The following is a 24,114-nucleotide window of genomic DNA, read 5'->3' on the forward strand; positions in this document are numbered from 1 at the left end:
CCGCGGGTTCGTCGTCGAACCGATCGCTCGTCGCCGCCACACGTACCGTTATCCTCCCGGCATCCGTGGCGACCGCATGGTCTCGCGGTTCTGGCGGATCGTGACCGCCGTAACCGTCTGGCACGTCGCCGCCAGCGTCTGCTACTACACGGTGTACGCCGGGACGCCGCTCTTTCGGAACGCGTTCGACCTGACGGGCCTGGAGGTCGGGATCGTGATCGCCGCGTTGACGCTCGGCTACGCCGTCTCGCTGTTGCCGTTCGGGATCGCGACCGATCGGTACGGCGAGAAACGAACGCTCACCGTCGGTCTCGTCGGGCTCTCGGTCGGCGTCTTCGGGGTCGCGATCGCCCCGACCTATCCGTTGCTCTTGATCGCCGCCTTCCTCCTCGGGTCGATGTACGGAAGCGCGACACCGGGGACGAACAAGGCGATCTTCGACCGGATCGAGCCCGGGAGGCAACACCGAGCGATCGGGATCAAACAGGTCGGTCCGACGGTGGGGAGCGCGGTCGGCGCGCTGTTGGTCACGGGAACCGCCGGAGCCCTCTTCTGGCAGTTCGGGTTCCTCGCCGCCGCGGCGGTCGGGCTCGTGACCGCCGCCGCCTTCTTCGGGGTGTACTGCCGCGCGAGTCCGGGCGAGGCGACGTCTCCCGACTTCCGTGCGCTGTCGTCGAACCGGACGTACCTCGTCCTGTTGCTCTCGGGCGTGTGCCTGGGAGCCGCGTTCTACACGACGACCGGCTACGTCACCCTCTTCGTCGGCGACTCGGTCGGCACGTCGGTCGCGATCGCCGGGGCCGTCCTGGCGTCCACGCAGGTCGCGGGCAGCGTCGGAAAAGTCGTCGTCGGGACGCTCGCGGACGTCCTCCCCGGACCGGCACGGGTCCGAACGGGCGGGATCCTCGCCGTCCAGGCGGCCGGCGGCGGGGCCCTCTACTTCGTCCTCCCCGCGACGGAGACCGCCCTCGCCGCCGGCGTCGTCTTCGCCGGGATCGGCGTGCTCGTGCTCGCCTCGACCGGCCTCTACTACTCGTGTCTCTCGACGCTCGTCGAGAAGGAGAAACTGGGTGCCGCCTCGGCCGCCGGACAGCTGGCGGTCACCGTGAGCGGGCTGTTCGCGCCGCCGGCGTTCGGATACCTCGTCGACGCCAGCGGCTACGCGGCCGCCTGGTCCTTCCTCGGCGTCCTCTCCCTGGCGGGCGCGGGCTTCGCGTCCCTCGTCGTCGCCGACGTCGTGTGACCGGCTCGTCGGGGACCGTAGCCGGAGAGCCGGCCACACGACGTCCGGGAGTCGCCGTCGAGCGTCGTCGGACCGCCGCGGTTCGGGGTCGCGTTAGGTGTCGCCGGTCTCGGTCGGCACGTCGATGTCGCCGGCGATGATCGCGTCGCGGGCGTCCGAGACCGCGGTCACGATGTCGTCGGGGACCTCGCCGCCGATCTCGTCGCCGTAGACGCACTCGACGCCGTTCGACTCGAGGCCGAGCGCGACCGACTCGCCGCCCTGGTGTTCGCCATCGATCACGTTCGAGACGGACTCGTAAACGGCGGTGTCGACGCGTTTCACCATCGACGCGAGGATCACGTCGGAGAACTCGGCCTCGGTGATCGACTGGTCGAGGTCGACGCCGAAGGCGAACCGCTCCTCCTCCTGGGCCGCCTGGAACACGCCGACGCCGGTCGCACCCGAGGCGTGGTAGACGATGTCAGCACCGCTCTGGTACATCGAGAGCGCCGCCTCCTGGCCACCGGAGGGGTCGGCGTAGCTGCCGACGTAGCTCGTGGTGACGTCCACGTCGTCGGACGCGTAGTCGACGCCGGCCTCGAAGCCGGCCTGGAACCGCCGGATGACGGGACTGTCGACGCCGCCGACGAAGCCGACGTTCGTCGAGTCGGGATCCGTCGAGCCCGCCCCGGCGGAGAACTCGGTTTCCGTCAACCGCGCGGCGAGTACGCCCATCAGGAACGAGCCCTCGTGCTCGCGGAAGACGTAGCTCGCGACGTTGTCCTCCTCGACGACGGAGTCGACGAGCATGAAGTCCTGGTCGGGGAACTCCGGCGCGTTCTCGGCGAGGGCGTCCGTCTGGTTGAACCCGATACACGACACCAGGTCGTAGTCCGGGTCGGTCGAACTCGCGTACCGCTGCTGGAAGTCGCCGAACTCGCCGGTCCCCTCCGGCTGGGACTCGTCGTACGCGATGCCGAACTCCTCTTCGGCCTGGATGAGCCCCTGCTGGGCCGCGTCGTTGAACGAGTTGTCGCCGAGCCCGCCGTCGGAGTAGACGATGCCCACGGTCGCCGGAACGTCGTCGGAGCCGCCGTCGCCCCCGGAGTCGCCGCCCGGTCCGCCGCTACAGCCCGCGAGTCCCACGAGGCCGGCCGCGCTCGCCGCCTTCAGGAACCGCCGCCGTTCGATGTCGGATGCCATATCACCTACATCCCCGGGCGAACGGGGCATAAACGCGTCGCTCTCCGGCTCACGGCGGTCTCCGGATCGCGACGGTCTCCCGGTCTCACGTCCCGGTCTCACGTCCCGGTCTCGACGACCGCCGACTCGACGACCGATTCGACCGCCGCGACCAGCTCGTCGACGTCGTCGCTCTCGGCGTACACCCTGACGTACGGCTCCGTCCCCGAAGGGCGGACGAGCGTCCACGACGCGTCGGGGAACTCCAGGCGGACCCCGTGGTCCGTGTCCACCGTCGCCTCCGGAAACGCCTCGGGGAGACGGTCGCTCAGGCGATCCATCGTTTCCGCCTTCCGGTCGTCGGGGCAGTCGACGCTGACCTTCCGGTACGGACGCTCCGTGACCGGCTCTCGGAGCGATTCGAGTCCCTCCGCCGCGACCAATCGGGCCGTCACCGCCGCCGAGCAGACCCCGTCGATCCAGCCGCCGAAGGCGGTGTGGACGTGCTTCCACGGCTCCGCGGCGAAGACGACCTCGGCGTCGGTGGTGGCGGTCCCGTCGGCCTCGTCTCCCGAACCGGCCTCCGACCGAACCGCCGCGATCCCCTCGTGGAGCGCGCCGAGCCGGACGCGCTCGACGCGACCCCCCGCGGCGCGGACGCGCTCGTCGATCCGGCCGGAGGCGTTCGGGGTCGTCACTACGACGGGGTCGGCCGCGTCGCTCCGCCGGACGTATCGCTCGGCGAGGATCGCGAGTACGGTGTCCTCGTGGACGACCTCGCCGTCGGCGTCGACGACGACGATCCGGTCGGCGTCGCCGTCGTGGCCGATCCCGAAGGCGAACCCCTCGCCCTCGCGGCCGGGCGCGTCGACGCCCTCGTTGGCGTCGGCCACGAACCCTCGGAGGTCCCGCAGCGTCTCCGGCGTCGGCTTGCTCCCGCGGCCGGGGAAGTGGCCGTCGACGTTCCCGTTGAGCGTGACGACCGTCGCGCCGAGCTCGCGGAGGACGGTCGGCGTCGCCGGCGCGGACATCCCGTTGCCGCAGTCGACCGCGATACGGAGTCCACCGAGGTCGACTTCGGCTTCCCCGCCGTCGGCTCCGGACACGCCGCCGTCGCCCTCGAACCCCGCCGCGTACTCCCGGACGTCCCCGAGGTACCTCCCGAGGGTGTCGATCCGATCGGCTTCGGTCCACGCGTCCCACGCTGCGGGCGGCTCCTCGGCCGCGACCCGCTCCTCGACGGCCAGCTCCAGGTCGCGGTCGAACTCGACGCCGTCACGGAAGAGCTTGATCCCGTTGTCCGACGGCGGGTTGTGCGAGGCGGTGAGCATCACCCCGTACCGTCCCCGTGAGGCGTGTGCCAGCGCCGGCGTCGGGAGCGTTCCGGCCCGGAGCACCTTCGCGCCGCCGGAGGTGAGGCCGGCCTCCGCCGCGGCCGCGATCGCCGGGCCGCTCACCCGCCCGTCGCGGGCGAGGACGACCTCCGGCGGGTCGGACGGTTCGGCGGCCGTATCGCCGTTCCCGTCGACGGGAGGCGACCCTCGTTCCCGTGCTTCCGCCGCCACCGCGCGACCGACCGCGAGCGCGAGTTCGGGCGTCACCCGCTCCTCGACGCGGCCGCGTACCCCCGCGGTTCCGAACAGTTCCATGTCGGTCCGATCGGCCGCCGGTCGTTAGTACCCGTCGGTCCGGGCTACCGGAGTCGCTACGGGTCGAGGAGCTTCGCTTCGGCCTTCCGGAGATGCTCGAGCATCGTCGTCTTCGAGACGTCCAAGTCGTCGGCGAGCTCGCGCGTGGAGGTCCCGCGCGGCCACTCGTAGTACCCCTGTTCGCGGGCGTGTTCGTACACCTCCCGCTGTGTCGTCGTGAGCGTGTCGAGGCGGTGCTCGCGGGCGCTCTTCCGGCCGTTTCCTGACGCCGACATCGACTCGATGCTCACCTCGGCCCCGGTCGCCTCGCGGACCGCGTCGAGCGACTCGCGGATCCCGGAACGCTCGCCGACGAAACACACCTGCCACTCCTCGTGTCCGTCCTCGATACGGACCGGGGCGCTGTGGACGAACCCGTTCTCGAGCAGGGTCGGACACATCATGTCGGTCGGGTCGTACTCCACGAAGAACTCGCGGACCACGTTGCCCGGGGCGTCGCGAGCGCGACCGAACCGCTGTTGGAGCTCCAGGAGGTCTCCCGAGTGCTCGGAGGCGCGGATCGCGTCGAGCAGCGCCTCCACCTCCTCGTTCGTGTCCGCGAACGCGGTGAAGAGCCCGTTCACCGTGTTCGGCACGTCCCCGTCCGTCTTCGGGGAGTTGTAGATCGCGTGTGCGAGCACGCCACCGTCGGTCCGGCTCGTCGCCTCGATCGCCCAGCAGTTCGGGTGCCACAGGTCGAGCGTCAGCCGGGTCCCCGACCACCCGTCGGCGTCGTTCGCGTCGAGTGCAGCCATGATGGCTCCTTCTAGGTCAGCGTACGGTAAAGAATCTCCCGACCATGGTCGGGTGGGGAACTTGGGACCCGCGGATCGAACGACCCTCCATGGCAGACGCCTACAACCACTACATCGACGGCGAGTGGGTCGACGGCGAGGGAACGGAGACCTTCGAGAGCGAGAACCCGGCGACCGGGGAGACGCTCGGCGAGTTCCGGAAGGGAACGCCGGCGGACGTCGACCGCGCGGTCGCGGCCGCGGACGAGGCGTTCGAGGAGTGGCGCGAGCTCTCGCGGATCGACCGCGCGGAGTACCTCTGGGACGTCTACCACGAGCTCCGCGAGCGGACCGACGAGCTCGGCGAGATCGTCACCAAGGAGTGCGGCAAGGAGATAAGCGAGGGGAAAGCGGACGTGGTCGAGGCCGCCCACATGGTCGAGTGGGCCGCCGGCGACGCACGCCATCCCAAGGGCGACATCGTCCCCTCGGAGATCCCCGCGAAGGACGCCTACATGCGCCGGAAACCCCGCGGCGTCACCGGCTGTATCACCCCGTGGAACTTCCCGGTCGCCATCCCGTACTGGCACATGGCCATCGCGCTGGTCGAGGGGAACACGGTCGTGTTCAAGCCCGCGGAGCAGACCCCGTGGTGTGCACAGGTCATCGCGGAGATGTTCGAGGACGCGGGCATCCCCGACGGCGTCTTCAACATGGTCCAGGGCTACGGCGACGCCGGGAACGCGATCGTCGAGAACGACGACGTCGACACCGTGATCTTCACGGGATCGGCCGAGGTCGGCCACCTGATCCAGGACAAGCTCGGCGGCGTCGCCGGCAAGCGCGCGGCCTGTGAGATGGGCGGGAAGAACGGCATCGTGATCACCGAGGAGGCCGACCTCGATATCGCGGTCCACTCCGCAGTCATGTCATCCTTTAAGACCACCGGCCAGCGCTGCGTCTCCTCCGAGCGACTGATCGTCCACTCGGACGTGTACGACGAGTTCAAGGAGCGCTTCGTCGAGGTCGCCGAGAGCGTCTCCGTCGGCGACCCGCTCGACGAGAACACGTTCATGGGGCCGCTCATCGAGGAGGAACACCACGAGAAGGTCACCCGGAACAACGAGCAGGCCCGCGAGGAGGGCGTGAACGTGCTCGTCGATCGGACCGAACTCGACGCCGAGGAGATCCCGGACGGCCACGAGGACGGCTACTGGGTCGGCCCGTTCGTCTACGAGGCGGACGCCCACGCCGACCTGACGTGTACCCACGAGGAGGTCTTCGGGCCCCACGTCGCGCTCATGGAGTACGACGGCGACATCGAGGAGGCCGTCGAGATCCAGAACGACACCGAGTACGGGCTCGCCGGCGCGATCATCTCCGAGGACTACCGCCAGATCAACTACTACCGCGACCGGGCCGAGATCGGCTTGGCGTACGGGAACCTGCCGTGTATCGGCGCGGAGGTCCAGCTCCCGTTCGGCGGCGTGAAGAAGTCCGGCAACGGCTACCCCTCCGCCCGCGAGGCGATCGAGGCCGTCACCGACCGCACCGCCTGGACGCTGAACAACTCCAAGGAGATCGAGATGGCACAGGGCCTCTCGGCGGACATCAAGACGGACGACTGAGCGGCACGGAATCCCGTTTTCGGCCGTCGGAACGCGCAGGACCCGTTCGGTCCTTTCACGTCCCCAGTCGTTCGCCTTTTGACATTTACACGAGATCGAGGAGAAAGCCCACGACTTCAGTCGTGGGATGAATCCGACCATACACGACACAAACAATCCTCGATAGCCGACTGAGGGTTGATAGAATTGTAACACATAATATAGATTAAATTCTATCTAAGTCGTATGCCACGGGGGTATAGTCGAGAGCGAACGTCGGTTCACAACCTTCACTACCACTTCGTGTGGTGCCCAAAGTACCGCAAGCCAGTACTGACGGGTGAAGTGACCGACCGTCTTGAGCAACTCATCGAAGAGAAAGCCGACGAACTCAATCTCGACATTCTCCGACTGGCAATCCAACCTGACTACGTACACCTGTTCATCACGGGCAACCCGAAACTTGCCCCGAACAAAATCATCCAACAAGTCAAGGGTTACACCTCGCGGAATCTCCGCAACGAATTCGACTTTGGCCTCCCATCGCTGTGGACACGATCATACTTTGTCTCCTCGGCAGGAGAGGTGTCGAGTCAGACCATCGAACAGTACATCGAAGCCCAGACCGGGCAATAACGATGCATCGAGAAGTCACCACTACGGTACGAGTCAAACTCCACTCGCTCACCGAGCGAAAAGCCCAGCTCGTCGAACGTGAATACAGCGCGTTCCAAGACGCCGTACATGGTGACGACGATGCGAACCTCTACTCCGCCACCAACCAGCAGACGGGGAAAGTCCGGTCGAACAAGAATCCACGAGAGGACACTAAACAACCGGTCGTCCTCCGTAACGATTGCATCACGATCGAACACGAGGAGGACACAGTGCTCTCGTCGTGGTGGTTCAAACTCCCCGTCTACAACCCCGAACGAGAACAAGGAGACAGCATCTGGGTTCCCGTCCGCGTCCCAGAAAAAGACACGCACCTCCTTGAAGACGAGTACATCAGTGACTCGGAGCTCGTCCATCAGGATGGTGAGTGGTATGTTCATCTCGTCTGCAAACGGTCTGTGGCCGTCGCAGACGAATACGATGATGTTCTCGCCGTCGATATGGGGGCGAAGTGGATCGCCGTGAGCACATTCCTTTCCGACCGGGACACGGAGTTCCACGGTGCGGAAGTCCGCCGTGTCCGTGAACACTACAAGCAACTCCGGAAGAGCATCGGGAAGGCGAAGGTACGGCAAGGGGCGCAGGTCATCGAGCGTCTTGGTGACAAGGAGTCGCGGACGGTCGAACACGAGTTGCATCAGGTGGCGAATGAACTCGTCGCCCGTGCTCGGGAGCGCAACGCCGTCATCGTGTTCGGTGATATGGCGGGATTGCGCTTCGACAACGATGAGGGCCGGTACGTGAACGACAAGATCCACAAGATGCCATACGCGAAGATGGCGAACATCCTCACGTACAAATCCCATCTCGACGGCCGAGAGTGTCTCCCTGTAAACGAGTATGACACGTCTATGACGTGCTGGCGGTGTGGGTCGCAGAACACATCGCGGGAAGTGCAGGGGCGTGTCGAGTGTTGTGATTGTGGGTTAGACGATAATGCTGACAAGAATGGTGCGTCGAATATTGGCAAACGAGCCGTTGGTAAGAACATTCAGAGTCCGCTATCGACGGTGGGGGCTGTTGTGACTCAGCCCGGAACGCAGGTCGTACTCAAGGGAACCAACGGTGAGATGGAACCTGCGAACTCCCCAGAAGACGTGGGCCTAACCCTCAGTGAGGGAAGCCCACGAGTTTAGTCGTGGGAGAAGTCACGTTCGTCGTGCGACCTAGATGATACTCGGCGTGTACGGGTACTCGTACACTTCGCCGTTGTTGGCTTTGACCGTCGCGATGAGCACCAATACCAGGTCGATGATCGCGAATATCGGGATCAACAGGAGTCCGATGACCACGATCGTCAAGATCCCGGAGACCAGGAACGCGATGAACATCACGATCTGGAAGTTCAACGAGTTCTTCGCGTTCTCTTTCACCAGCTGGTCGTCGTCGTCCGCGAGCACCAAGAACAGGACCGGCCCGAGGACCGAGGCGACGAGCGCCGACGCGTGCGACAGCGCCGCCAGCGTCGTGTCGCCCTCGACCGTTCCGGACTCGTCGTCGTTAGATTCGGCTGACATGTGATCGGGGATCACCAACGACGGTCATAAGTATTGTGCCGATACCGTCCTCGAACCGGCCGTACACGGGGACCGATCACTCGATTCCCGGCACTCAACCGCACCTCACCCCCGGAGGGCCCCGACCGCCGTCTTTACCGGTTCGCGGGCCGAACCCGGGAGCGTATGCCGTCACGAACGCGAGCACACGTGTACGTCTCCGGGCGCGTTCAGGGCGTCTTCTACCGCGCGACGACGCGGGACGCCGCCCGCGAGCGGGGCGTCGACGGGTGGGTTCGGAACCTCGACGACGGGCGCGTCGAGGCCGTGTTCGAGGGGCCGGAGTCCGCCGTCGAGGGGATGGTCGAGTGGTGTCACGCGGGAAGCCCGGCCGCCGAGGTCGACGACGTCGACGCGACCTATGAGGACTCGGAGGGACTCGACGGGTTCGAGGTCCGACGGTGAAGGGAGTCCGACGCCCTCACACCCGCTCTTTGAGCTCGATCCGGTAACCGAACGGGTCGCGAACGTACACCGCGCCCGCCTCGCCGGTCGCGCCGAGCGGCGACTCCAGCGTCTCCTCGACGTCGACGCCGGCCGCGTCGAGTTCGGTCTCTATCGCCTCGACTGACTCCTCGACGACGACCGCGACGTGGTCGTAGTTCGTCGCCGTCGGCGGCTCGAACTCCGCGGTCGGCCAGAGGTGGATCACCGCGGTCGCGGAGAGCCGCACGTCGAGGAAGGGCTTCTCTCCCGCCTTGAATCGGGCGTCCTCGATGCCGAAGCCGAGCCGGTCACGGTAGAACTCGCGGGCGTCGTCGACGCCGTCCTCCGGGATCCGGAGGTTGACGTGGTCGATGTGGCGTGCCTTCACGGAGCGGGCGTTCGGGTGCGATCGGCAAAAACGTGTGGCGGCCGACCCCGCGTTCCCGTTCGAATTCCACGACCGCGGGATCGGACGCGATCGTATATATCCGATGCCGCCGGACCTCCACACATGGGCACGCTCGACCGACCCGCACGCGTCGCGATCCTCGTCGGCGTCGGCTCGCTCGCTGGGTTCCTGCTCTCGTCGCTGCTGGTCGGGATCCCGGCGTCGAGCACCGTCGGCGGGATGGGCGGCATGGGTGCGGGGAGAACGGCCGGAGACATGGGAATGATGGGTGGAATGGGGCTCGCGTTCCTCCCGTTCCTCCTGTTCCCGCTCGTGGCAGTCCTCGCGTTGGGCTACGTCGGCATGCGCGCGCTTGCGGACGACGACGAGCCGGCGGACGAACCGACGGACGACTCGGCCGACACGCCGGAACGAACCGACCCGATCGCCCGGATCCAGCGCCGGTACACGGCGGGCGAGCTCACCGAGGCGGAGTTCGAGCGGGCGTTGGAGCGGGAACTCGAGAAGGAGTCCGCCGACGGGATGGCGGACCGATCGACGGTTGAGCCGTCCGAAACGACCGAATCGCGGTGAGCGTGTAGACCTCGAGTCGGCGACTGCCGAGCGACCGCTACGAGAACGCCTCGAGGACCCCCGCGCCGTCGGTGCTCGTCGCCACGTCGGGCAGCGTCGCGCGCTCGGGGTGGGGCATCAACACCGCGACCGTCTCGCGCTCGCCGAGGACGCCGGCGACGTTGTCGGTCGAGCCGTTCGGGTTCGCCTCGTCGGTGACGTTGCCGGCCTCGTCGCAGTACCGGAAGAGGACGCGGTCGTCGGCGACGAGCTCCTCGTGGGCGTCCGCCTCGATCTCGAAGCGTCCCTCGCCGTGGGCGATCGGGACCTCGATGACGTCGCCCACGTCGTAGGCGGCGGTCCAGGGCGTGTCCGCGCGCTCGACGCGGAGGTGGACGGGTTCACACTGGAACCGCGCGGAGGCGTTGGTCGTGAACGCGCCGGGGGTGAGCCCGGACTCGGAGCCGATCTGTGCGCCGTTACAGACGCCGAGGACGGGGACCCCCGCCTCGGCCGCCTCGCGGACCTCCGCCATGATCGGTGCGCGAGCGGCCATCGCGCCCGCTCGAAGGTAGTCGCCGTACGAGAAGCCGCCCGGGAGGACGATCCCGTCGGGGTCCGCCGGCAGGCCGTCCTCGTGCCAGCGGCGCTCGGCGTCGATCCCGAGGTGCCGGAGCGCGCGGACCGCGTCGCGGTCGCAGTTGGACCCGCCGAACTGGACGACTGAAACCGTCATCGCTCCGCGACCGCGACGTCGTAGTCGTGGATCGTGGGGTTCGCGAGCAGCCGCTCGGCCATCTCGTCGGCCCGCGTCTCGGCCTCCTCGGCGTCGGCGGCCTCGAGGTCGAGCTCGAACCGGTCCGCCGAGCGGAGCGCGGAGAGCTCGAACCCGAGGCGTTCGAGGGCCCGCTTCGTCGTCTCGGCCTCCGGGTCGAGCACCCCTCGCTTCAGCCGGACCGTCACGGTCGCGGTGAATTCGGTCATCGTCCGAAGGTGCGGGTTCGTGTGTAAAAACCGTTTTGGAACGACTCGTATATACACGTGCGTGGATCTATTTCGGTCGATCGTCGTGGATCACGGGCGGAACGGAACGAAAGGGGCAAACCCCTCCGGGGCCTGATGCGGGTGTATGCCATCGTTCGAACCGGCGGAGGTGATCGGCGCATGACCCGCGAACTGACCGAGATCACGGTCGTCGGAGGAGACGAGACGGGACTCATCGCCCGGGTCACCTCCCTGCTGTTCGAGCGGGGGATCAACATCGAGGGGCTCGACCAGGCGGTCCGCGACGGCGTCTTCCGGATGACCACGCGGGTCGACACCGCGGAGATGACGACCTCCCGCGGCGAACTCCGGCGCGCGCTCGCCGAGCTCGGCCGCGACCTCGACGTCGACATCCAGGTGCGATTCCCGAGCGACCGGGACGCGAGGCGGGTCGCGCTGCTCGTCACGAAGGAGACCCACGTCCCCGAGGCGATGCTGGAGGCGGAGGCGAACGGCGAGCTCGCCGAGGACGGCGAGGCCGAGATCCCCGTTGTGATCGGCAACCGCGGCGACCTGCGATCGCTCGCCGAGCGCTACGGCAAGCCCTTCTACGACGTCGGGGACGGGAGCGGAAACACCGACGAGGGGCGGCTGCTCGATCTCCTGGCCGAGTACGACGTGGACCTGATCGCGTTGGCCCGCTACATGCGGATCCTCTCGCCGGAGGTCGTCTTCCGCTACGAGGGCCGGATCGTCAACGTCCACCCCTCCCTCCTGCCCGCCTTCCCCGGCGCGGAGGCGTACCGGCAGGCGAAGGACGCCGGGGTCCGGATCTCGGGCGTCACCTCCCACTACGTGACGACCGACCTCGACCAGGGGCCGGTCATCGCCCAGCGCGCCTTCGACGTGCCGGACGGGGCGAGCGTCGAGGAGATCAAACGTCGCGGGCAACCCCTCGAGGCCGAGGTGTTGTTGGAGGCGGTACGGCTCCACCTGGCGGACGCGATCGCGGTCCATCGCGGTACCGTCCACGTGCGCGAGGGTACGGACGCGGAGCCGGACCTCGGCCTCCCCGCGGCCGCAAGCGAGGCGAACCCGGACGAGCCGGTCGACGGCGAGCCGCTGACACGCCCGGACCCGCCGACCCCCGGATCCGACTAAGCGGCGGCGTCCGGACCCGATCGAGCGACCACGACGTTTTTATCCGAACTCGCGCCTAGAGCCACCGAATGTGCGGACGTGACGACCGACCGATCGGGGCCGACGCCCGGGCAACCATCCGGAGCGACGACCGCGTGATCGTGGTCTTCCTGCTGCTCCTGTCGATGGTCGTACTCGCCGTCCTGGTCTACTACTCCGTGACGATCCTGGAGGGGCTTCCGGACGTCCTGCCGGATCTCGTCCGACCCGCGTGAACGGCGCTCCGTCCGGCCTCGCCATCGATCAGCCCTCGAACCTCCCGGAGTCTCGAGGTCGTACCGCCAACGTCGCTTCCGCTACCGAACGTCGCTTCCGTCACCACCGTTCCCGTCAACGCTACTCCCGTCGATCGCCTCCGTCACGTGGGCGTGGTACTCCCGGAGCGCCGTCGACTCGTCGTCCGCGATCACCACGTCGGAGTCGACGAGCGTCGCCAGTCCGAACGAGAGCGGCGTCGGCGACTCCGTCGTGTGGCCGACGACCCGGATCCGTCCGCTCTCGATCCCCTCGAGGACCTCTCGGATCCCCGCCGCATCGAGGTCGTCCTCGAGGAGCTCGCGATAGGTCTCCTCGAGGACGGCGAACCCCTCGAGACCGGTCACGAACGGCAGCAGCATCTCCGCCGACAGCTGCTGTTGGGCGGCCGTCTTCTCGCGGCCCTTGTAGCGTTTCAACACCATGAGTGCCCGACCGGCGACGATCCGGAAGGTCCGTTTCAGGCGGTCGGTTCCCTCGAGCGCGTCGCGGAGGTCCTGGCGGACGGCCTCCGGATCGAGCCCGCGGAGGACGCCCGCCACGTCGACCTTGCGGTTCAACGGGACGGCGAGGCTGAAGCCGTCGTCGTCGACCGCGCGGGCGACGTCGGCGTCCGTCCGACTCGAACACTCGGCGGCGACCAGCCGGGACAGGCCGTCGTTGAACCGCCGCCCGTACAGCGTGTGGACGTAGAACCGGCGCTTGTACGCCTCCCGGTCGAGTTCCTCCTCGACGACGATCCGCGAGGGCGTCGAGACGCTCTCGACGCCGGCGTACCGCACCTGCTCGTCGTAGGTCCGCGCGATCGCTCGGACCGCGTTCTCGTCGAGGGAGTGCTCGCGGAGCCACGCGCGAAGCGCCGGCGGACCGCCGTCCTCCAGTCGGTCGAGCAGCTCCGCTCGGAACGCGAGCACCTCGCGGGAGAGGTCGGACGACAGCGGAAGCCGCTCGGCGTACCAGGTGGGGACCGTCGCCCGCTCCGTCGTCCGATCGACGTACACCTTCGACCCGCGGCGGTAGCGGAACGCGAACCGCTCGCCGCCGAGCGCGAACACGTCGCCGGGCTCGATCGTGTCGAGGTACGTCTCGTCGAGAGTCCCGATCCGTTCGTCCTCGCGAGTGTACACGGCACAGCTGAACGAGTCGGGAATGGTCCCGACGTTGGTCATGTAGATGACCCGGGCGAGCCGCCCGCGCTTGCCGACGAGCGTCTCGCCGACCGGGAACTCCCCGTGGTGGTGCTCGCCGCCGGACGGGTCGTTCGCGTCCCGCCACACCTTCGGGTAGACGTTCCTCTCCGCCAGCCCCTCGTAGTCGGCCGTGAGGTACCGCATGAGCGACTCGTAGCGCTCCGCGTCGAAGTCGCGGTACGGCCACGCTCGACGGAGAACCTCCCGAACCTCCCGATCCGGGCGGATACGGTTTATCGCCATCCCGTACACGTGTTGGGCGGCGACGTCCGCGGCGTTCTCGGGAACGGAGATCCGATCGACGAAGCCCGCCTCCGCGCGGGCGACCGTGGCCGCACACTCCACCAGTTCGTCGCGGTCGAGCGCGAACACCCGACCCTCGACCGTCTCGCCGGGGCTGTGGCCCGCCCGTCCCACTCGCTGGAGGAGGGCGGCGACCGACTTCGGCGACCCCACTTGGACGACGAGATCGAGGTGGGGCATGTCGATGCCGAGCTCGAGGCTCGTCGAGGTGGTGACCACGTCGAGGTCGCCGGACTTCAACCCCTCCTCGATGCGGACCCGCTGGGTCTCCCCGATGCTCCCGTGATGACAGCCGGAGTTCGACTCGTCGTAGTCGAACCGCTCCCTGAGCTCCTTGAGGACGCGCTCCGCGCCGGACCGGGAGTTCGTGAACACCAGCGTGTTCTCGTGGTCCTCGATCAGCTCGCGGAGGTCCCCGTAGAACCGGTCGGTGACGACCGACCGCGGCGTGTGGACGAGGTCCGCGGCCGGAGTCCGAAGCTCGAGGTCGAACTCCCTGCCGAACCGCGCGTCGACGACCTCGTACTCGCGGGGAGCGAACCCGTCGGGATCGCCGACCTCGCCGGCGACCCGCTCGCACCCGACCAGGAACTCCGCGATCCCCGAGAGCGGGTCCACCGTCGCCGAACAGCCGATCCGGGTCGGCGAGCCGTCGGCGAGCTCCTCCAGGCGTTCGAGCGAAAGGGAGAGATGCGTCCCGCGTTCGTTCCCCGCCAGCGAGTGGATCTCGTCGACGATCACGTACTCGACGGTCCGCAGCCTCTCCTTGAACTTCGGCGCATTGAGCAGGATCGCGAGCGTCTCCGGCGTCGTATTGAGAACGTGAGGGGTCTCCTCGAGCATCGCCTGCCGGTCCGCCTGGTCGGTGTCGCCGTGGCGGATCGCCTGGCGGACGTTCGGACCGTCGTCGGGGGCGTCGCCATCGGCCATGTCGTCAGATTCGTCGAGGGCGTCTCCGTCCTCGCGGTCGTCGCTCGCCGCGATCCGTTCGGACAGCTCCGCGAGGGGCGTCTCGAGGTTTCGCTCGATGTCGTTCGCGAGCGACTTGAGCGGCGAGACGTACAGACAGTACACCGAGTTCTCCAGGTCGCCGGCGCGCTCGCGCGCGAAGAGGTCGTCGAGGACGGCGGTGAACGCCGCCAGCGTCTTCCCGCTGCCCGTCGGCGCGGCCACGAGACAGTTCCGCCCGGCGGCGACGTGCGGGATCCCCCCGCGCTGTGGCGGCGTGAAGAGGCCGCCGTTCTCCGCGACGTACTCGCCGAACGTCTCGACCCACCACCGGCTGACTGCCGGCGAGAGGTGTTCGAGGACGGCCGCGTCGCGGATCGGGACCGTCTCGGGATCGAACGACCAGTCGCGGTCGCCCCCGACCTCACGAAGGAGCCGCCTCGCCCGCGCCTCGGCGGCGGCTCCGGTCGTCCCGTCCGCGCTGTCGGTCACGAACCGAACGTGGGGCCACGGAGCCAAAGCGGTTGTGACGGAGTCGGTTCGGATCCCTCCCGCTGACCTACCCCGAGAAGTCGGTCAGGGACCCGTCCGAACCCGCGTCGACATCGCCGTCGGTCGACTCTCCCTCCCCGTTACCGCCACCGATCTCCTCGGGTTCGGTCCACGGGTCGTCGGGATCCACCGGCGCGACGGCGTGATCCAGCTCGGCCGCCGAGTAGGCGACGTCGTCGTCGAGCGCCATCGCGAGCCGCTGCCAGCGCGCGCTCGTCTCGTCTTCGCCCTCGGGGCCGACGCGCGCGCCGCGAGTCTTGAAGAACCGCGTCCCGCGGTCGCGTTTGGCCCCCTCGCCGGTGTGGCCGTCGAGGGCGACGTCGAACTCGCCGCCGGCCTCGAGGTCGCCCGCGGGAAAGTCGTGATCGGGTTCCTCGCCGCGTTCGCGGGCCTCGGCGCGCTCCTCGGCGACCGCGGAGAAGTAGGCGTCGGCGTTGGCCGCCTCGCGGGCCGAGCGGGCGCGGGCGGCCGCGAGCGCCGCGTGGATCGCACACAGCCGACCGCGCCACTCGTCCGGCTCCCAGCGTTCGGTGGCGAGTTCCTCGTAGCGTTCGACGAGCAGCGCGACCTCGCTCCCGGCGCGCAGGTCCTCGACGACGTAGAGGTTCAGCCGGTCCCAGAGGTTCCAGGCGTATCCCGAGCGGGCGAGCTCCCAGGCGGCCCAGGCCGCGATCTCCTCGTCCGAGCGGCGGACCGCCTTCTGGAGGAGGCTGGAGACGGCGTACCGGCTGTAGCCGCCGTCGGTCTCGTTTTCGGCCTTCCGCTCGCCGAAGTCGTTCTCGCCGGTGGCCTCCGGCGTGGTGTCGGTCTCGAGGCTGCCGTCGGTCCTGAAGGTGGCCTGTCGCTCCGGTCCGTCGTCGCTCATACGTACCGCTCCCGCCGCGACCGACTTAACGACGGCGCGCCGCGGTCGACGTCTCGAATCGACGTCTCCTTGGTGGTTCCGGCGTGCGATATCCCGGCCCGTCCCTCCATCGAAAGGGAACCCTTAAGTCGGATCCAGCGGGTAGAATTCAGTGACCGCCCTTAGCTCAGCCTGGTAGAGCAGCCGACTGTAGATCGGCTTGTCCCCCGTTCAATTCGGGGAGGGCGGACTTTCCTACAAGCTGATTCGTAGCCGACGGTAGATCGGCTTGTCCCCCGTCTCCGCGAGCGTAGCGAGCGGGGAACGGTGGTACGATCGCGGCGGCGGGGTGCGCGATCAGCACGATCGGATCGAAACTGGCTGAACCGGGTGATGAGGTGTGGAGCGATGTTTTATGTCTTCTCGGCTGATACTCGCAGGTATGGCACAGTCGTCGGTTCGGATCGTGACCGAGGTTCACGACGAGCCGCATATCGAGGAACTCGACGAGAAGATCGCAAAGACCGACGACCTGATCGACGAGATCGTCTACGAGCTGTACGGGCTAACGGAGGAAGAGATCGAGATCGTCGAGGAGGCAGTTAGTAACTAGGGTACACAGATATTCAATGAAGTGTCTTCGATAAATACTCATTTTTTTAGTGCTTCACTCATCTCTCGGCTCGATCTCTGGCCGATCGTCTCGATCAGGCTCTTCGGGTTTTTTTGGAGCCCTGAATGGATTTCCAAGCTTAATGTGTCCAGTAAGGAGAGAAAATAAGAGTCCAAGAAATCCGATAGCAAAGAAGCCCAGAGTAACCATAACTGGCCAGTTTGTTTTCATTGGATCTGCTTCCAAAAGTACTCCAGAAAATGCCCCGAAAATTGATACCGAATAACAGACACCAGCAGCCATTGCTCCGCCACCAGATCGCCGTAAAATCCGTTCATAGTCCGAATTGCCCAGTTGTATATCTTCATCAAAATGCCGCAGTATCGTTGAGTAGGCGTTATTCCGAACAGTCACACAGATACCGAGCATCACTGCAGAAACAGAGGCTAAAGAAAGAAAAAACACGGAATGACTAGTCATGATCAGTTCCCGATCGCGTCAAGATTGACAAGCTCTTGCCAATATTCTTCACAGTCTTGGAAATCTGTTTCAGGAAGGTCTTTTTCTCCCAATAGATAATCAATAAGGACATCCCTGTTCACATTTTCATTGTTCTTCCAAAGGAAATGAAGAGAGGCAGCCGCTTCTAGCTTCTCGGTGTCATTTTTGAAAGGATTGATATATTCCTGAAACTCTTGGAATCGTTGTTCATACCGTTCTTCGGTGAATTCGCTTTCACTGACCTCATCGTAGGTATCCGCAAAGGCAAATCCGACATCTGCAACTGCCGGTGAGTATGGACCTCGAACGTGCCAATTAAAACTAAATCCAAGCGGAATGTCGAATGCTTGAATCAAGTATACTGTTTTCTGGAATTTCATTCGCTCATTAAACACGTTGGTGTATCTATCGGGATCGAAGTTGCTTATGCGCTTGATCAGCCCACCGACGTATCTAACGTCTTCATCATTCGCCTCTCTGTCTTTGTACGTTGACATTGAGTTGGGATTTCTGCAATGATTGCGCTTCTATGCTCTTACCATGTCTTCATCTTATTCGGGTATAGACCTTCGGGAGATGGGTGAAAGTGAAACACATCCAAGCTAGATAGGTGTTAGAGAACTCAAAGCCCTAAAATAACCAATATTCTACTTTCACTCAATTTACGAAATTCCATCCGACACTACTAAATTCGTTTCTCGAAGTGCCTCCACTTCTAGATGGGTCCGGCGATTTGATGAATGATCTTCGACCACGAAACTCGACGCGAAGATCGAGTACCCTCGCCGAGCCGGACAGTTAAGTGCGCGTTCCCGGTTGTTGAACCCATGACTGACCGCGGAACACGGGAGGCCGTGTGTGAGCACATCGCCGAGAACCGCGACGAGACGCTCGCGTTCCTCTCCGAGTTGGTCGCCGCCCGATCGCTTCCGGGCGAGGAGGGGCCGGCGCAGGCAGTGATGGTCGAGAAGTTCGAGGAGTTCGGGCTCGACGTGGACGCCTGGGAGCCGGACGCCGAGGCGCTCCGAGATCACCCGGCCTTCTTCGAGACGACGCCGTTCGAGGAGTACGGCTACGAGGGACGCGAGAACGTCGCCGCGACCGACCCCGGGTCCGGAGACGGCCGATCGCTCGCGTTCAGCGGACACGTCGACGTCGTGCCGCCGGACCCGGTCGACGCCTGGGAGCACGACCCCTGGGAGACGCACCTCGAGAACGGGCGGCTGTACGGCCGCGGCACGTTCGACATGAAGGGCGGGATCGCCGCGTTCGTGGCCGCCTACGGCGCGCTTCGGGAACTCGGCGTCGAACTGCGCGGCGACCTGACGCTCCAGACGACGATCGAGGAGGAGGCCGGCGGCGTCGGCGGGGTGCTCTCGGCGCTCGAGCGAGGGTACCGGCCCGACGCGGCGATCATCCCGGAGCCGTCGGGCGTCCCCACGGTCGGCGTCGCGAGCGCGGGCGTGTTGTACTTCCGCGTGACCGTCCCCGGGAAGCCAGCCCACACCGCGTACAAGTTCCTCGGGGTCGACGCCGTCGGGAAGGGATACGAGATCTACCGGGCGCTCGAGGCGCTCCACGAGGAGCGGAACGAGCGGATCGACGACTACGAGCCGTCGATCAACCAGTACGCCGAAGCCGAGGGGAGCACCACGAACCTGAGCCTGACCGACATCCACGTCCCCGGGTCGTGGACCTCGACCGTCCCCGGGGAGGTCGTGATGGAGTACCGCATCGGCTGGCCCCCGAGCGCGGGACAGACGCGTGAGGACGTGCGGGCGGAGGTGACGGAGACGATCCGACGGGTCGCCGAGAACGACGACTGGCTCGCGGAACACCCGCCGGAGATCGAGTGGTTCGGCTGGAGCACGGACCCCCACGAGATCGACTACGACAGCGACTTCTTCGGACTCGTGTGCGAGGAGACGGAGCGGGTCACGGGCGGCGAGGTGGAGTACCGCGGCGGGCTGGGCGGGAACGACGAGCGGTTCTACAACCGCTACTACGATATTCCCTGTCCGAGCGTCGGTCCGAGCGGCGGGAACGGCCACGGGACCGACGAGTACGTCGACGTCGACTCGCTCGTCGACACCGCCCAGGTCCTCGCGTTGACGACGATGGAGTGGTGCGGCGTCGAGGAGTAGCGACGACTCGCCTGCCATCGGATCGGTGACTCGGGTGTGCCCCGAGCGAGTCGCCTGGTGGCGCGGGCGCTACGCCGACCGGGGCCCCTCTCGCGTACTTTGACGCCGACGCTCACTCCTCCTCTTCGCGCGCGATGTCCCGAACGCTCGCGGCGACGACGACCCCGGCGTCGCGCAGTTGGTCGAGCGCGAGGTTCTCGTCCGGTCCGTGGACGTTCGAGTCCCGGCCGCCGGGCCCGAACTTGACGGCCTTCGTCCCGCCGGCGTGGAAGTGTCCGGCGTCGGAGCCGCCGCGGGTGCCGCGGACGGGTACGTCGCCTATCACCTCGTTCGCGTTCGTTGCGACCGCGCGGACGTGCGGGTCGTCGGGATCCGACCGGAACGCCCTCGTCCGGCTCGTCGCCGTCACCGTCGCCGACGTCCCCGCCGGGAGGTCCGCCTCGGCGACGACCTCCCGGACCTCCCGCTCCGCGGCCGCGGCGTCGTGATCCGGCGGTACCCGGCGGTCGACCGTGAACGAGCAGGCCGGCGGGACGACGTTGGTCTCGACGCCGCCCTCGATCGTCGAGGGCGTACAGGTGGCGCTCCCGACGCCGGGAACCTCGCTCTCCCGGTCCGCGAGGTCGTCGCCGTGCGCGTCGAGCGCCTCGACGAGTCGCGCGGCCGCGACCACCGCGTTCGCGCCCGACTCCGGCTCGAGCCCCGCGTGTGCGGACGCGCCCTCGACGTCGACCCGGAGCGTGAGCACGCCCGAGGAGGCGTACTCGACCGCGTAGGTGCTGCCCTCGACGATCGCGTAGTCGGCCTCGAGCGCGCCGCTCTCGACCAGGTGGCCCGCGCCCGCCTCCCCGCCGGTCTCCTCGTCCGCCGTCAGCGCGAGCACGACCGTGGCGTCGTCGGGGAGCAGCCCGCTCTCCTCCAGCGCGCGCGTCGCCAGCGTGTAGGCGGCGATCCGCCCCTTCGAGTCGCGCGCGCCGCGGCCGTAGATCCGGCCGTCCTCGACCGTGCCGCCGAAGGGGTCGTACGTCCAGTTGGACTCCTCTACGGGGACCGTGTCGATGTGGGCGTTGAGCGCGATCGTCGGGCCGGTCCCGCGGGTCGCGTACGCGAGGACGTTCGGCCGCGGGTGCGGGAGGTCGAGTTCCTCCACGAGCGCCGCGGGTGCCCGCTCGATCTCGACGTCCCAGCCGTACCCCTCGTACTCGGTCGTCAGGAGGTCGACGATCGCGGCATAGTCGCCGGGCGGGTTCACGCTCGGCGTTCGGACCATCGCCTCGAGGAACGCGACCGCGTCGTCGGCGAGGTCGTCCACCGCGTCGCCCAGCGTCTCGAGTTCCGCGTCGGAAGCCATCTTACACCCCCAGCTCGTCAGCGAACTCGTCGAACGTCCCGACCTCGAGGTCCGGCTCGCGGAGGAAGTCCTCCCACTCGGTGCCGGCTCGGTTCATCCAGGCTCCCTGCATCCCGGTGTGGAGTGCCCCCTGGACGTCGTACCACGACGCGGTCACGTGGACGATCTCGGAGACGGCCGTCCCCGCCCGGCTCGCGGCGTGTCGGTAGAGCTTCCGGTCCGGCTTACACGCGCCGGCGTCGGCGGCGCTCACCGTGTCCGCGATCAGGTCGTCGATCCCCGCGTGGGCGACCAGCCCGTCCAGCATGTCCGGGTCCCCGTTCGAGAGCAGGTAGACCTCGTAGCCGTCGTCGATCAGACGTTCGAGCCCGCCGCGAACGTCGTCGTACACCTCCAGATCGCCCACGCTGTCGAGGATCGCCTCCCGCTCGTCGGGAGTGACGTCCGCGTCCGCCACCTGTAGCGCGTAATCCAACGACGTCTCGTAGCGCTCCCAGGTCGGCCGGAAGTCGTCCAACACCGCCGACGTGAGGCCGTACAGGCTCCCTCGGAGGTCCCAGATCCGCGCGATCGCCTCGGGGTTGTCGGTGTGTTCTCGGAGCGCTCGCTCCGTCGATAGCTCGTCGACGAGCGTGCTGTAGGAGTCGACGAAGACGGTCTCGACGCGGTCCGTGTCCAGTGTCATCACTGTACGGTCGGGTCGCAGACGATGATAAAACCACGTCCGCCGCGGCCGAAGGGAGGCCAGGGAGTCGCGGAACCCGCGGGAGCCGTCAGAGTCGACCGGCCAGCCGGAACCTCCCGATCGGCACGTCGGTGTCCCCGGTCGTCGCGAGGTCGGCGAGCGCCTCGCCGATCACGCTACAGAACTTGAAGCCCGACCCCGAGAAGCCGGCCGCGATCGACACCTGCGGGTAGTCGGGGTGGGTGTCGACGTAGAAGTGGCCGTCGACCGACTCCGTGACGATACACGAGGACATCCCCATGGTCGGTCCGTTTCCGGTCGGCAGGTGGTTCTCCGGCAACCGTCTGAGGAACTCGTCATCCTGGAGGGTCGGCTCCGTGCGCCAGTCGTCCGGGTCGATCGCCTCGGGCGTCTCGGGCTCCCGTCCGAACTTGTAGCCCGGCCGCTCGTAGGTCGGGAACCCGTAGTAGGACCCCTCGGGCACCCGTATCGTGAACCCCGGGAACGCCTCCGGCGTGAAGTGCTCCTCCCGGTCCGGTTGAACCCAGATCATCACCCGTCGTTCGGGAGTCAGCCTCCCGGAGAGCACGTCCAAGTGTTTCGCGGCCCACGCGCCCGACGAGACGACGAGGTGGTCGGCGGCGTAGGTCCCTCGATCGGTCCGCACGCGCACGCCGTCGCCGACGGGCTCCCAGTCGAGCACGCGTTCGCGGGCGTGGACCGTCCCGCCGTGTGCCTGTGCCCGGCGGACGTGAGCCGTGACCGCCCGTTCGCTCGCGAGGAAGCCGCCGTCGTCCTGGTAGATCCCCACGTAGTCCTCCGGGAGGTCGTACGCGGGGAACCGCTCGCCGATCTCGGCGGTCGACAGCGTCTCGTATGACACGTCGTGGCGGTCACACGCCGCGGTCGCGTCGGCGATCTTGTCGCTGCCGGGCGGCCCGATCCCGACCGTTCCGGTCTCGACGAACAGCTCCCACCCGATCTCGTCCTCCAACTCGAGCCAGCGGTCCCGTGCCCGCTTCACGAGCGGCACGTACTCGTGGCCCTTGGTCTGTGGCAGCCGCAGGAGTCGGGACTCGCCATGGGAGGAGCCGTGGGCGTGTGGTACGTCGTACCGCTCGATCCCGAGCACGTCCACGCCGCGTTTCGCGAGGTGGTAGGTGGCGGCGCTGCCCATCCCGCCCACGCCGACGACGATCACCTCGTAGGTCTCGTCCGGTGTCATCGGCTCACGTTTCGGAGATCCCGAGAAAAACGCTTCGGCGACCCGTCCCGTTCGACCGGCTCACGTCGATTCACGTGATACCGTTGATATTGCGGTGGCGCGTGCCCGTGAGCGCCCGCCAGGGCGCGAACCGGCCCGCGCGAGGGACGCGGCGAACGCGAGCGGTGAAACCGCGAGCCGTGAGCCGCGAGGCTGGGGAGGCGTGAGGTGCGGGGCTGTGCGGAGACGTGCGGGGCGGTTGCGGTCGGGTGGGACCAAAAGGGCAGTCGCGATGGCGACGGTGGCCGCCGTAAGGACCGCAGGGAGTGAGCGAAGCGAACGACCGAGGACCGTGGTTCGAGAGAGCTCTGCTCTCTCGTCATCACGAGACGGCGGAGGCATCTCGAACGACAACGAGGCCCTCGAGCCGTCGCGACTGGGGTTCGATCGCGTGCCAGTCGAACGGCCACGCGACGCGTTCTCCGCGTCGGTCGTCGGTTATACGAGACACGGACGGGACGTACAAGTACAAATTGGCACCTCTCTCGTTATCGGAATTTGAAACGAAACCGGACGTTCGCGGGGCTGTGACCCTCTCGAGTATCGACAGCGTATTTACGTGACGAACGCGTCCGTGGCGACATGACTCTGGTCGTGGTGCCGGTCCGGTATCCGCCGACGGCCCATTCGGAGGCGACGCTCCGCGAGGGCGTCCGCGTCGCCGAGGAGCGTGACGCCGAACTCACCGTCCTCCACGTGGACCTGTATCAGAACAGCGGCGGCGTCTCGCGAAGCGACCTCAAACGCGCCGTCGAGCGCCGGATCGGCCGGATCGACCGCGCCCGGTACGTCGTCCGACGCGGGTTCCTCGTCGAGGAGACCATCCTCGAGGAGATCATCGCCGAGGACGCCGACGTCGTCGTCATCGGGTCGAAGCAGGCGGGCCGTTGGCGGCGCATGGTCCAGAAGCTCCTCTCGGACCCCGACATCGACAGCTATCTCCGCGACCAGCTCGACTGTACGGTCATCACGGTCGACGGCTCCGGCGATACCGTGTCGAACGTCGACGCCTGAGGGTCATCGACTCGATCGAGATCCGCTTCTTCCGACGTGATGTCGTGTGAAACAGCCGGTCGCTGAGGAGTGCGTATCGAACAACGAATTTTCTATCAAATTTGAAAAGTGTTCGTAGTGACGTGCTGAATAGAACGCGCAAATGTGCCACTGGTTGCGAGAAAACCCACGGAGTGGATCGAATACAGATGTTAGATTACACCCCCCCCCCC

The 24,114-nt window shown here is 66.9% G+C and carries 24 protein-coding genes, 1 tRNA gene and 1 pseudogene; 12 read left to right on the forward strand and 14 right to left on the reverse strand.

Features of this window, described 5'->3' with window-relative positions:
- Positions 1-76 precede the first annotated feature (76 nt).
- A complete protein-coding gene (locus EAO78_RS04120) occupies positions 77-1,243 on the forward strand; it encodes an MFS transporter (protein WP_122104597.1) in 1,167 nt (388 codons plus the stop codon).
- 93 nt (positions 1,244-1,336) lie between these two features.
- On the opposite strand, the gene EAO78_RS04125 is transcribed toward EAO78_RS04120, so the two are convergent.
- The 3 genes from EAO78_RS04125 to EAO78_RS04135 all read right to left on the reverse strand — a co-directional run bounded on the left by EAO78_RS04125 (position 1,337) and on the right by EAO78_RS04135 (position 4,850).
- Positions 1,337-2,428 (reverse strand): BMP family lipoprotein, encoded by a 1,092-nt coding sequence (locus EAO78_RS04125; protein ID WP_122104598.1) that lies wholly within the window; start codon positions 2,426-2,428, stop codon positions 1,337-1,339.
- A 98-nt stretch (positions 2,429-2,526) separates the two neighbouring features.
- Positions 2,527-4,056, reverse strand: coding sequence for a phosphohexomutase domain-containing protein (locus EAO78_RS04130; RefSeq protein WP_122104599.1), 1,530 nt, complete (start codon positions 4,054-4,056; stop codon positions 2,527-2,529).
- 56 nt (positions 4,057-4,112) lie between these two features.
- Positions 4,113-4,850, reverse strand: coding sequence for a helix-turn-helix domain-containing protein (locus tag EAO78_RS04135; protein WP_122104600.1), 738 nt, complete (start codon positions 4,848-4,850; stop codon positions 4,113-4,115).
- A gap of 89 nt (positions 4,851-4,939) precedes the next feature.
- On the opposite strand from EAO78_RS04135, the gene EAO78_RS04140 reads away from it, so the two are divergent.
- The 3 genes from EAO78_RS04140 (at position 4,940) to EAO78_RS04150 (ending at position 8,247) form a co-directional block, all read left to right on the forward strand.
- Positions 4,940-6,457 (forward strand): aldehyde dehydrogenase family protein, encoded by a 1,518-nt coding sequence (locus EAO78_RS04140; RefSeq protein ID WP_122104601.1) that lies wholly within the window; start codon positions 4,940-4,942, stop codon positions 6,455-6,457.
- Between the two features lie 225 nt (positions 6,458-6,682).
- Positions 6,683-7,072 (forward strand): IS200/IS605 family transposase, encoded by a 390-nt coding sequence (gene tnpA / locus EAO78_RS04145; RefSeq protein ID WP_122104602.1) that lies wholly within the window; start codon positions 6,683-6,685, stop codon positions 7,070-7,072.
- 2 nt (positions 7,073-7,074) lie between these two features.
- Complete coding sequence (locus tag EAO78_RS04150) at positions 7,075-8,247, forward strand: RNA-guided endonuclease InsQ/TnpB family protein (RefSeq protein ID WP_122104603.1); 1,173 nt, start codon at positions 7,075-7,077, stop codon at positions 8,245-8,247.
- A 30-nt stretch (positions 8,248-8,277) separates the two neighbouring features.
- On the opposite strand, the gene EAO78_RS04155 is transcribed toward EAO78_RS04150, so the two are convergent.
- A complete protein-coding gene (locus EAO78_RS04155) occupies positions 8,278-8,628 on the reverse strand; it encodes a DUF4870 domain-containing protein (protein WP_122104604.1) in 351 nt (116 codons plus the stop codon).
- Positions 8,629-8,793: 165 nt separating this feature from the next.
- Here EAO78_RS04155 and EAO78_RS04160 point away from each other — a divergent pair, with 165 nt between their 5' ends.
- Entirely contained in the window at positions 8,794-9,072 is a 279-nt protein-coding gene (locus EAO78_RS04160) for an acylphosphatase (RefSeq protein WP_122104605.1), read from the forward strand.
- 16 nt (positions 9,073-9,088) lie between these two features.
- On the opposite strand, the gene EAO78_RS04165 is transcribed toward EAO78_RS04160, so the two are convergent.
- Positions 9,089-9,481, reverse strand: a complete 393-nt coding sequence (locus EAO78_RS04165) for a VOC family protein (RefSeq protein WP_122104606.1) — start codon at positions 9,479-9,481, stop codon at positions 9,089-9,091.
- A gap of 123 nt (positions 9,482-9,604) precedes the next feature.
- Here EAO78_RS04165 and EAO78_RS04170 point away from each other — a divergent pair, with 123 nt between their 5' ends.
- Entirely contained in the window at positions 9,605-10,075 is a 471-nt protein-coding gene (locus EAO78_RS04170) for an SHOCT domain-containing protein (protein WP_238987613.1), read from the forward strand.
- 37 nt (positions 10,076-10,112) lie between these two features.
- On the opposite strand, the gene purQ is transcribed toward EAO78_RS04170, so the two are convergent.
- A complete protein-coding gene (purQ, locus tag EAO78_RS04175; protein ID WP_122104607.1) occupies positions 10,113-10,790 on the reverse strand; it encodes a phosphoribosylformylglycinamidine synthase I in 678 nt (225 codons plus the stop codon).
- A complete protein-coding gene (gene purS / locus EAO78_RS04180) occupies positions 10,787-11,038 on the reverse strand; it encodes a phosphoribosylformylglycinamidine synthase subunit PurS (RefSeq protein ID WP_122104608.1) in 252 nt (83 codons plus the stop codon). Before purS ends, purQ begins: the two co-directional genes overlap by 4 nt.
- Before the next feature lie 180 nt (positions 11,039-11,218).
- Here purS and EAO78_RS04185 point away from each other — a divergent pair, with 180 nt between their 5' ends.
- Both EAO78_RS04185 and EAO78_RS04190 read left to right on the forward strand, forming a co-directional pair.
- Complete coding sequence (locus tag EAO78_RS04185) at positions 11,219-12,199, forward strand: formyltetrahydrofolate deformylase (protein ID WP_122104609.1); 981 nt, start codon at positions 11,219-11,221, stop codon at positions 12,197-12,199.
- A gap of 68 nt (positions 12,200-12,267) precedes the next feature.
- Complete coding sequence (locus tag EAO78_RS04190) at positions 12,268-12,453, forward strand: hypothetical protein (protein ID WP_122104610.1); 186 nt, start codon at positions 12,268-12,270, stop codon at positions 12,451-12,453.
- A gap of 81 nt (positions 12,454-12,534) precedes the next feature.
- Here EAO78_RS04190 and EAO78_RS04195 read toward each other — a convergent pair whose 3' ends face one another.
- Both EAO78_RS04195 and EAO78_RS04200 read right to left on the reverse strand, forming a co-directional pair.
- Positions 12,535-15,426 (reverse strand): ATP-dependent helicase, encoded by a 2,892-nt coding sequence (locus EAO78_RS04195; protein ID WP_122104611.1) that lies wholly within the window; start codon positions 15,424-15,426, stop codon positions 12,535-12,537.
- Positions 15,427-15,493: 67 nt separating this feature from the next.
- Complete coding sequence (locus EAO78_RS04200; RefSeq protein WP_122104612.1) at positions 15,494-16,351, reverse strand: hypothetical protein; 858 nt, start codon at positions 16,349-16,351, stop codon at positions 15,494-15,496.
- Between the two features lie 155 nt (positions 16,352-16,506).
- On the opposite strand from EAO78_RS04200, the gene EAO78_RS04205 reads away from it, so the two are divergent.
- Positions 16,507-16,580 (forward strand) — tRNA-Tyr (locus EAO78_RS04205).
- A gap of 246 nt (positions 16,581-16,826) precedes the next feature.
- Positions 16,827-16,943: pseudogene (locus EAO78_RS18075) on the forward strand (restriction endonuclease); the annotation flags it as partial.
- A gap of 54 nt (positions 16,944-16,997) precedes the next feature.
- Here EAO78_RS18075 and EAO78_RS17645 read toward each other — a convergent pair.
- Entirely contained in the window at positions 16,998-17,423 is a 426-nt protein-coding gene (locus EAO78_RS17645; protein ID WP_136516480.1) for a hypothetical protein, read from the reverse strand.
- Positions 17,424-17,425: 2 nt separating this feature from the next.
- Positions 17,426-17,941, reverse strand: a complete 516-nt coding sequence (locus tag EAO78_RS17650; protein ID WP_136516481.1) for a hypothetical protein — start codon at positions 17,939-17,941, stop codon at positions 17,426-17,428.
- Between the two features lie 330 nt (positions 17,942-18,271).
- Here EAO78_RS17650 and EAO78_RS04210 point away from each other — a divergent pair, with 330 nt between their 5' ends.
- Positions 18,272-19,588 (forward strand): ArgE/DapE family deacylase, encoded by a 1,317-nt coding sequence (locus EAO78_RS04210; protein WP_122104613.1) that lies wholly within the window; start codon positions 18,272-18,274, stop codon positions 19,586-19,588.
- Between the two features lie 112 nt (positions 19,589-19,700).
- Here the strand turns inward: EAO78_RS04210 and EAO78_RS04215 are convergent, their stop codons facing one another.
- From EAO78_RS04215 to solA, 3 genes are all read right to left on the reverse strand, one after another.
- On the reverse strand, positions 19,701-20,939 hold the full coding sequence (locus EAO78_RS04215; RefSeq protein ID WP_122104614.1) for a M20 family metallopeptidase: 1,239 nt from the start codon (positions 20,937-20,939) through the stop codon (positions 19,701-19,703).
- 1 nt (position 20,940) lies between these two features.
- Positions 20,941-21,624, reverse strand: a complete 684-nt coding sequence (locus tag EAO78_RS04220; protein ID WP_122104615.1) for an HAD-IA family hydrolase — start codon at positions 21,622-21,624, stop codon at positions 20,941-20,943.
- 88 nt (positions 21,625-21,712) lie between these two features.
- Complete coding sequence (gene solA, locus EAO78_RS04225) at positions 21,713-22,849, reverse strand: N-methyl-L-tryptophan oxidase (protein WP_122104616.1); 1,137 nt, start codon at positions 22,847-22,849, stop codon at positions 21,713-21,715.
- A gap of 621 nt (positions 22,850-23,470) precedes the next feature.
- Here solA and EAO78_RS04230 point away from each other — a divergent pair.
- The gene (locus EAO78_RS04230) at positions 23,471-23,902 is read left to right on the forward strand and encodes a universal stress protein (protein ID WP_122104617.1); all 432 of its coding nucleotides are present in this window, start codon (positions 23,471-23,473) and stop codon (positions 23,900-23,902) included.
- The last annotated feature ends 212 nt before the right edge of the window (positions 23,903-24,114 follow it).

The sequence above is a fragment of the Halobellus captivus genome (assembly GCF_003697845.1).
GTDB lineage: Archaea > Halobacteriota > Halobacteria > Halobacteriales > Haloferacaceae > Halorubrum > Halorubrum glutamatedens.

Bases quoted from the DNA above. Each gene is read 5' to 3' on its own strand.
- EAO78_RS04120 (WP_122104597.1), top strand. From the start codon at position 77: ATGGTCTCGCGGTTCTGGCGGATCGTGACCGCCGTAACCGTCTGGCAC.
- EAO78_RS04125 (WP_122104598.1), bottom strand. From the start codon at position 2,428: ATGGCATCCGACATCGAACGGCGGCGGTTCCTGAAGGCGGCGAGCGCG.
- EAO78_RS04130 (WP_122104599.1), bottom strand. From the start codon at position 4,056: ATGGAACTGTTCGGAACCGCGGGGGTACGCGGCCGCGTCGAGGAGCGG.
- EAO78_RS04135 (WP_122104600.1), bottom strand. From the start codon at position 4,850: ATGGCTGCACTCGACGCGAACGACGCCGACGGGTGGTCGGGGACCCGG.
- EAO78_RS04140 (WP_122104601.1), top strand. From the start codon at position 4,940: ATGGCAGACGCCTACAACCACTACATCGACGGCGAGTGGGTCGACGGC.
- tnpA (WP_122104602.1), top strand. From the start codon at position 6,683: ATGCCACGGGGGTATAGTCGAGAGCGAACGTCGGTTCACAACCTTCAC.
- EAO78_RS04150 (WP_122104603.1), top strand. From the start codon at position 7,075: ATGCATCGAGAAGTCACCACTACGGTACGAGTCAAACTCCACTCGCTC.
- EAO78_RS04155 (WP_122104604.1), bottom strand. From the start codon at position 8,628: ATGTCAGCCGAATCTAACGACGACGAGTCCGGAACGGTCGAGGGCGAC.
- EAO78_RS04160 (WP_122104605.1), top strand. From the start codon at position 8,794: ATGCCGTCACGAACGCGAGCACACGTGTACGTCTCCGGGCGCGTTCAG.
- EAO78_RS04170 (WP_238987613.1), top strand. From the start codon at position 9,605: ATGGGCACGCTCGACCGACCCGCACGCGTCGCGATCCTCGTCGGCGTC.
- purQ (WP_122104607.1), bottom strand. From the start codon at position 10,790: ATGACGGTTTCAGTCGTCCAGTTCGGCGGGTCCAACTGCGACCGCGAC.
- purS (WP_122104608.1), bottom strand. From the start codon at position 11,038: ATGACCGAATTCACCGCGACCGTGACGGTCCGGCTGAAGCGAGGGGTG.
- EAO78_RS04185 (WP_122104609.1), top strand. From the start codon at position 11,219: ATGACCCGCGAACTGACCGAGATCACGGTCGTCGGAGGAGACGAGACG.
- EAO78_RS04190 (WP_122104610.1), top strand. From the start codon at position 12,268: ATGTGCGGACGTGACGACCGACCGATCGGGGCCGACGCCCGGGCAACC.
- EAO78_RS04200 (WP_122104612.1), bottom strand. From the start codon at position 16,351: ATGAGCGACGACGGACCGGAGCGACAGGCCACCTTCAGGACCGACGGC.
- EAO78_RS17645 (WP_136516480.1), bottom strand. From the start codon at position 17,423: ATGACTAGTCATTCCGTGTTTTTTCTTTCTTTAGCCTCTGTTTCTGCA.
- EAO78_RS17650 (WP_136516481.1), bottom strand. From the start codon at position 17,941: ATGTCAACGTACAAAGACAGAGAGGCGAATGATGAAGACGTTAGATAC.
- EAO78_RS04210 (WP_122104613.1), top strand. From the start codon at position 18,272: ATGACTGACCGCGGAACACGGGAGGCCGTGTGTGAGCACATCGCCGAG.
- EAO78_RS04215 (WP_122104614.1), bottom strand. From the start codon at position 20,939: ATGGCTTCCGACGCGGAACTCGAGACGCTGGGCGACGCGGTGGACGAC.
- EAO78_RS04220 (WP_122104615.1), bottom strand. From the start codon at position 21,624: ATGACACTGGACACGGACCGCGTCGAGACCGTCTTCGTCGACTCCTAC.
- solA (WP_122104616.1), bottom strand. From the start codon at position 22,849: ATGACACCGGACGAGACCTACGAGGTGATCGTCGTCGGCGTGGGCGGG.
- EAO78_RS04230 (WP_122104617.1), top strand. From the start codon at position 23,471: ATGACTCTGGTCGTGGTGCCGGTCCGGTATCCGCCGACGGCCCATTCG.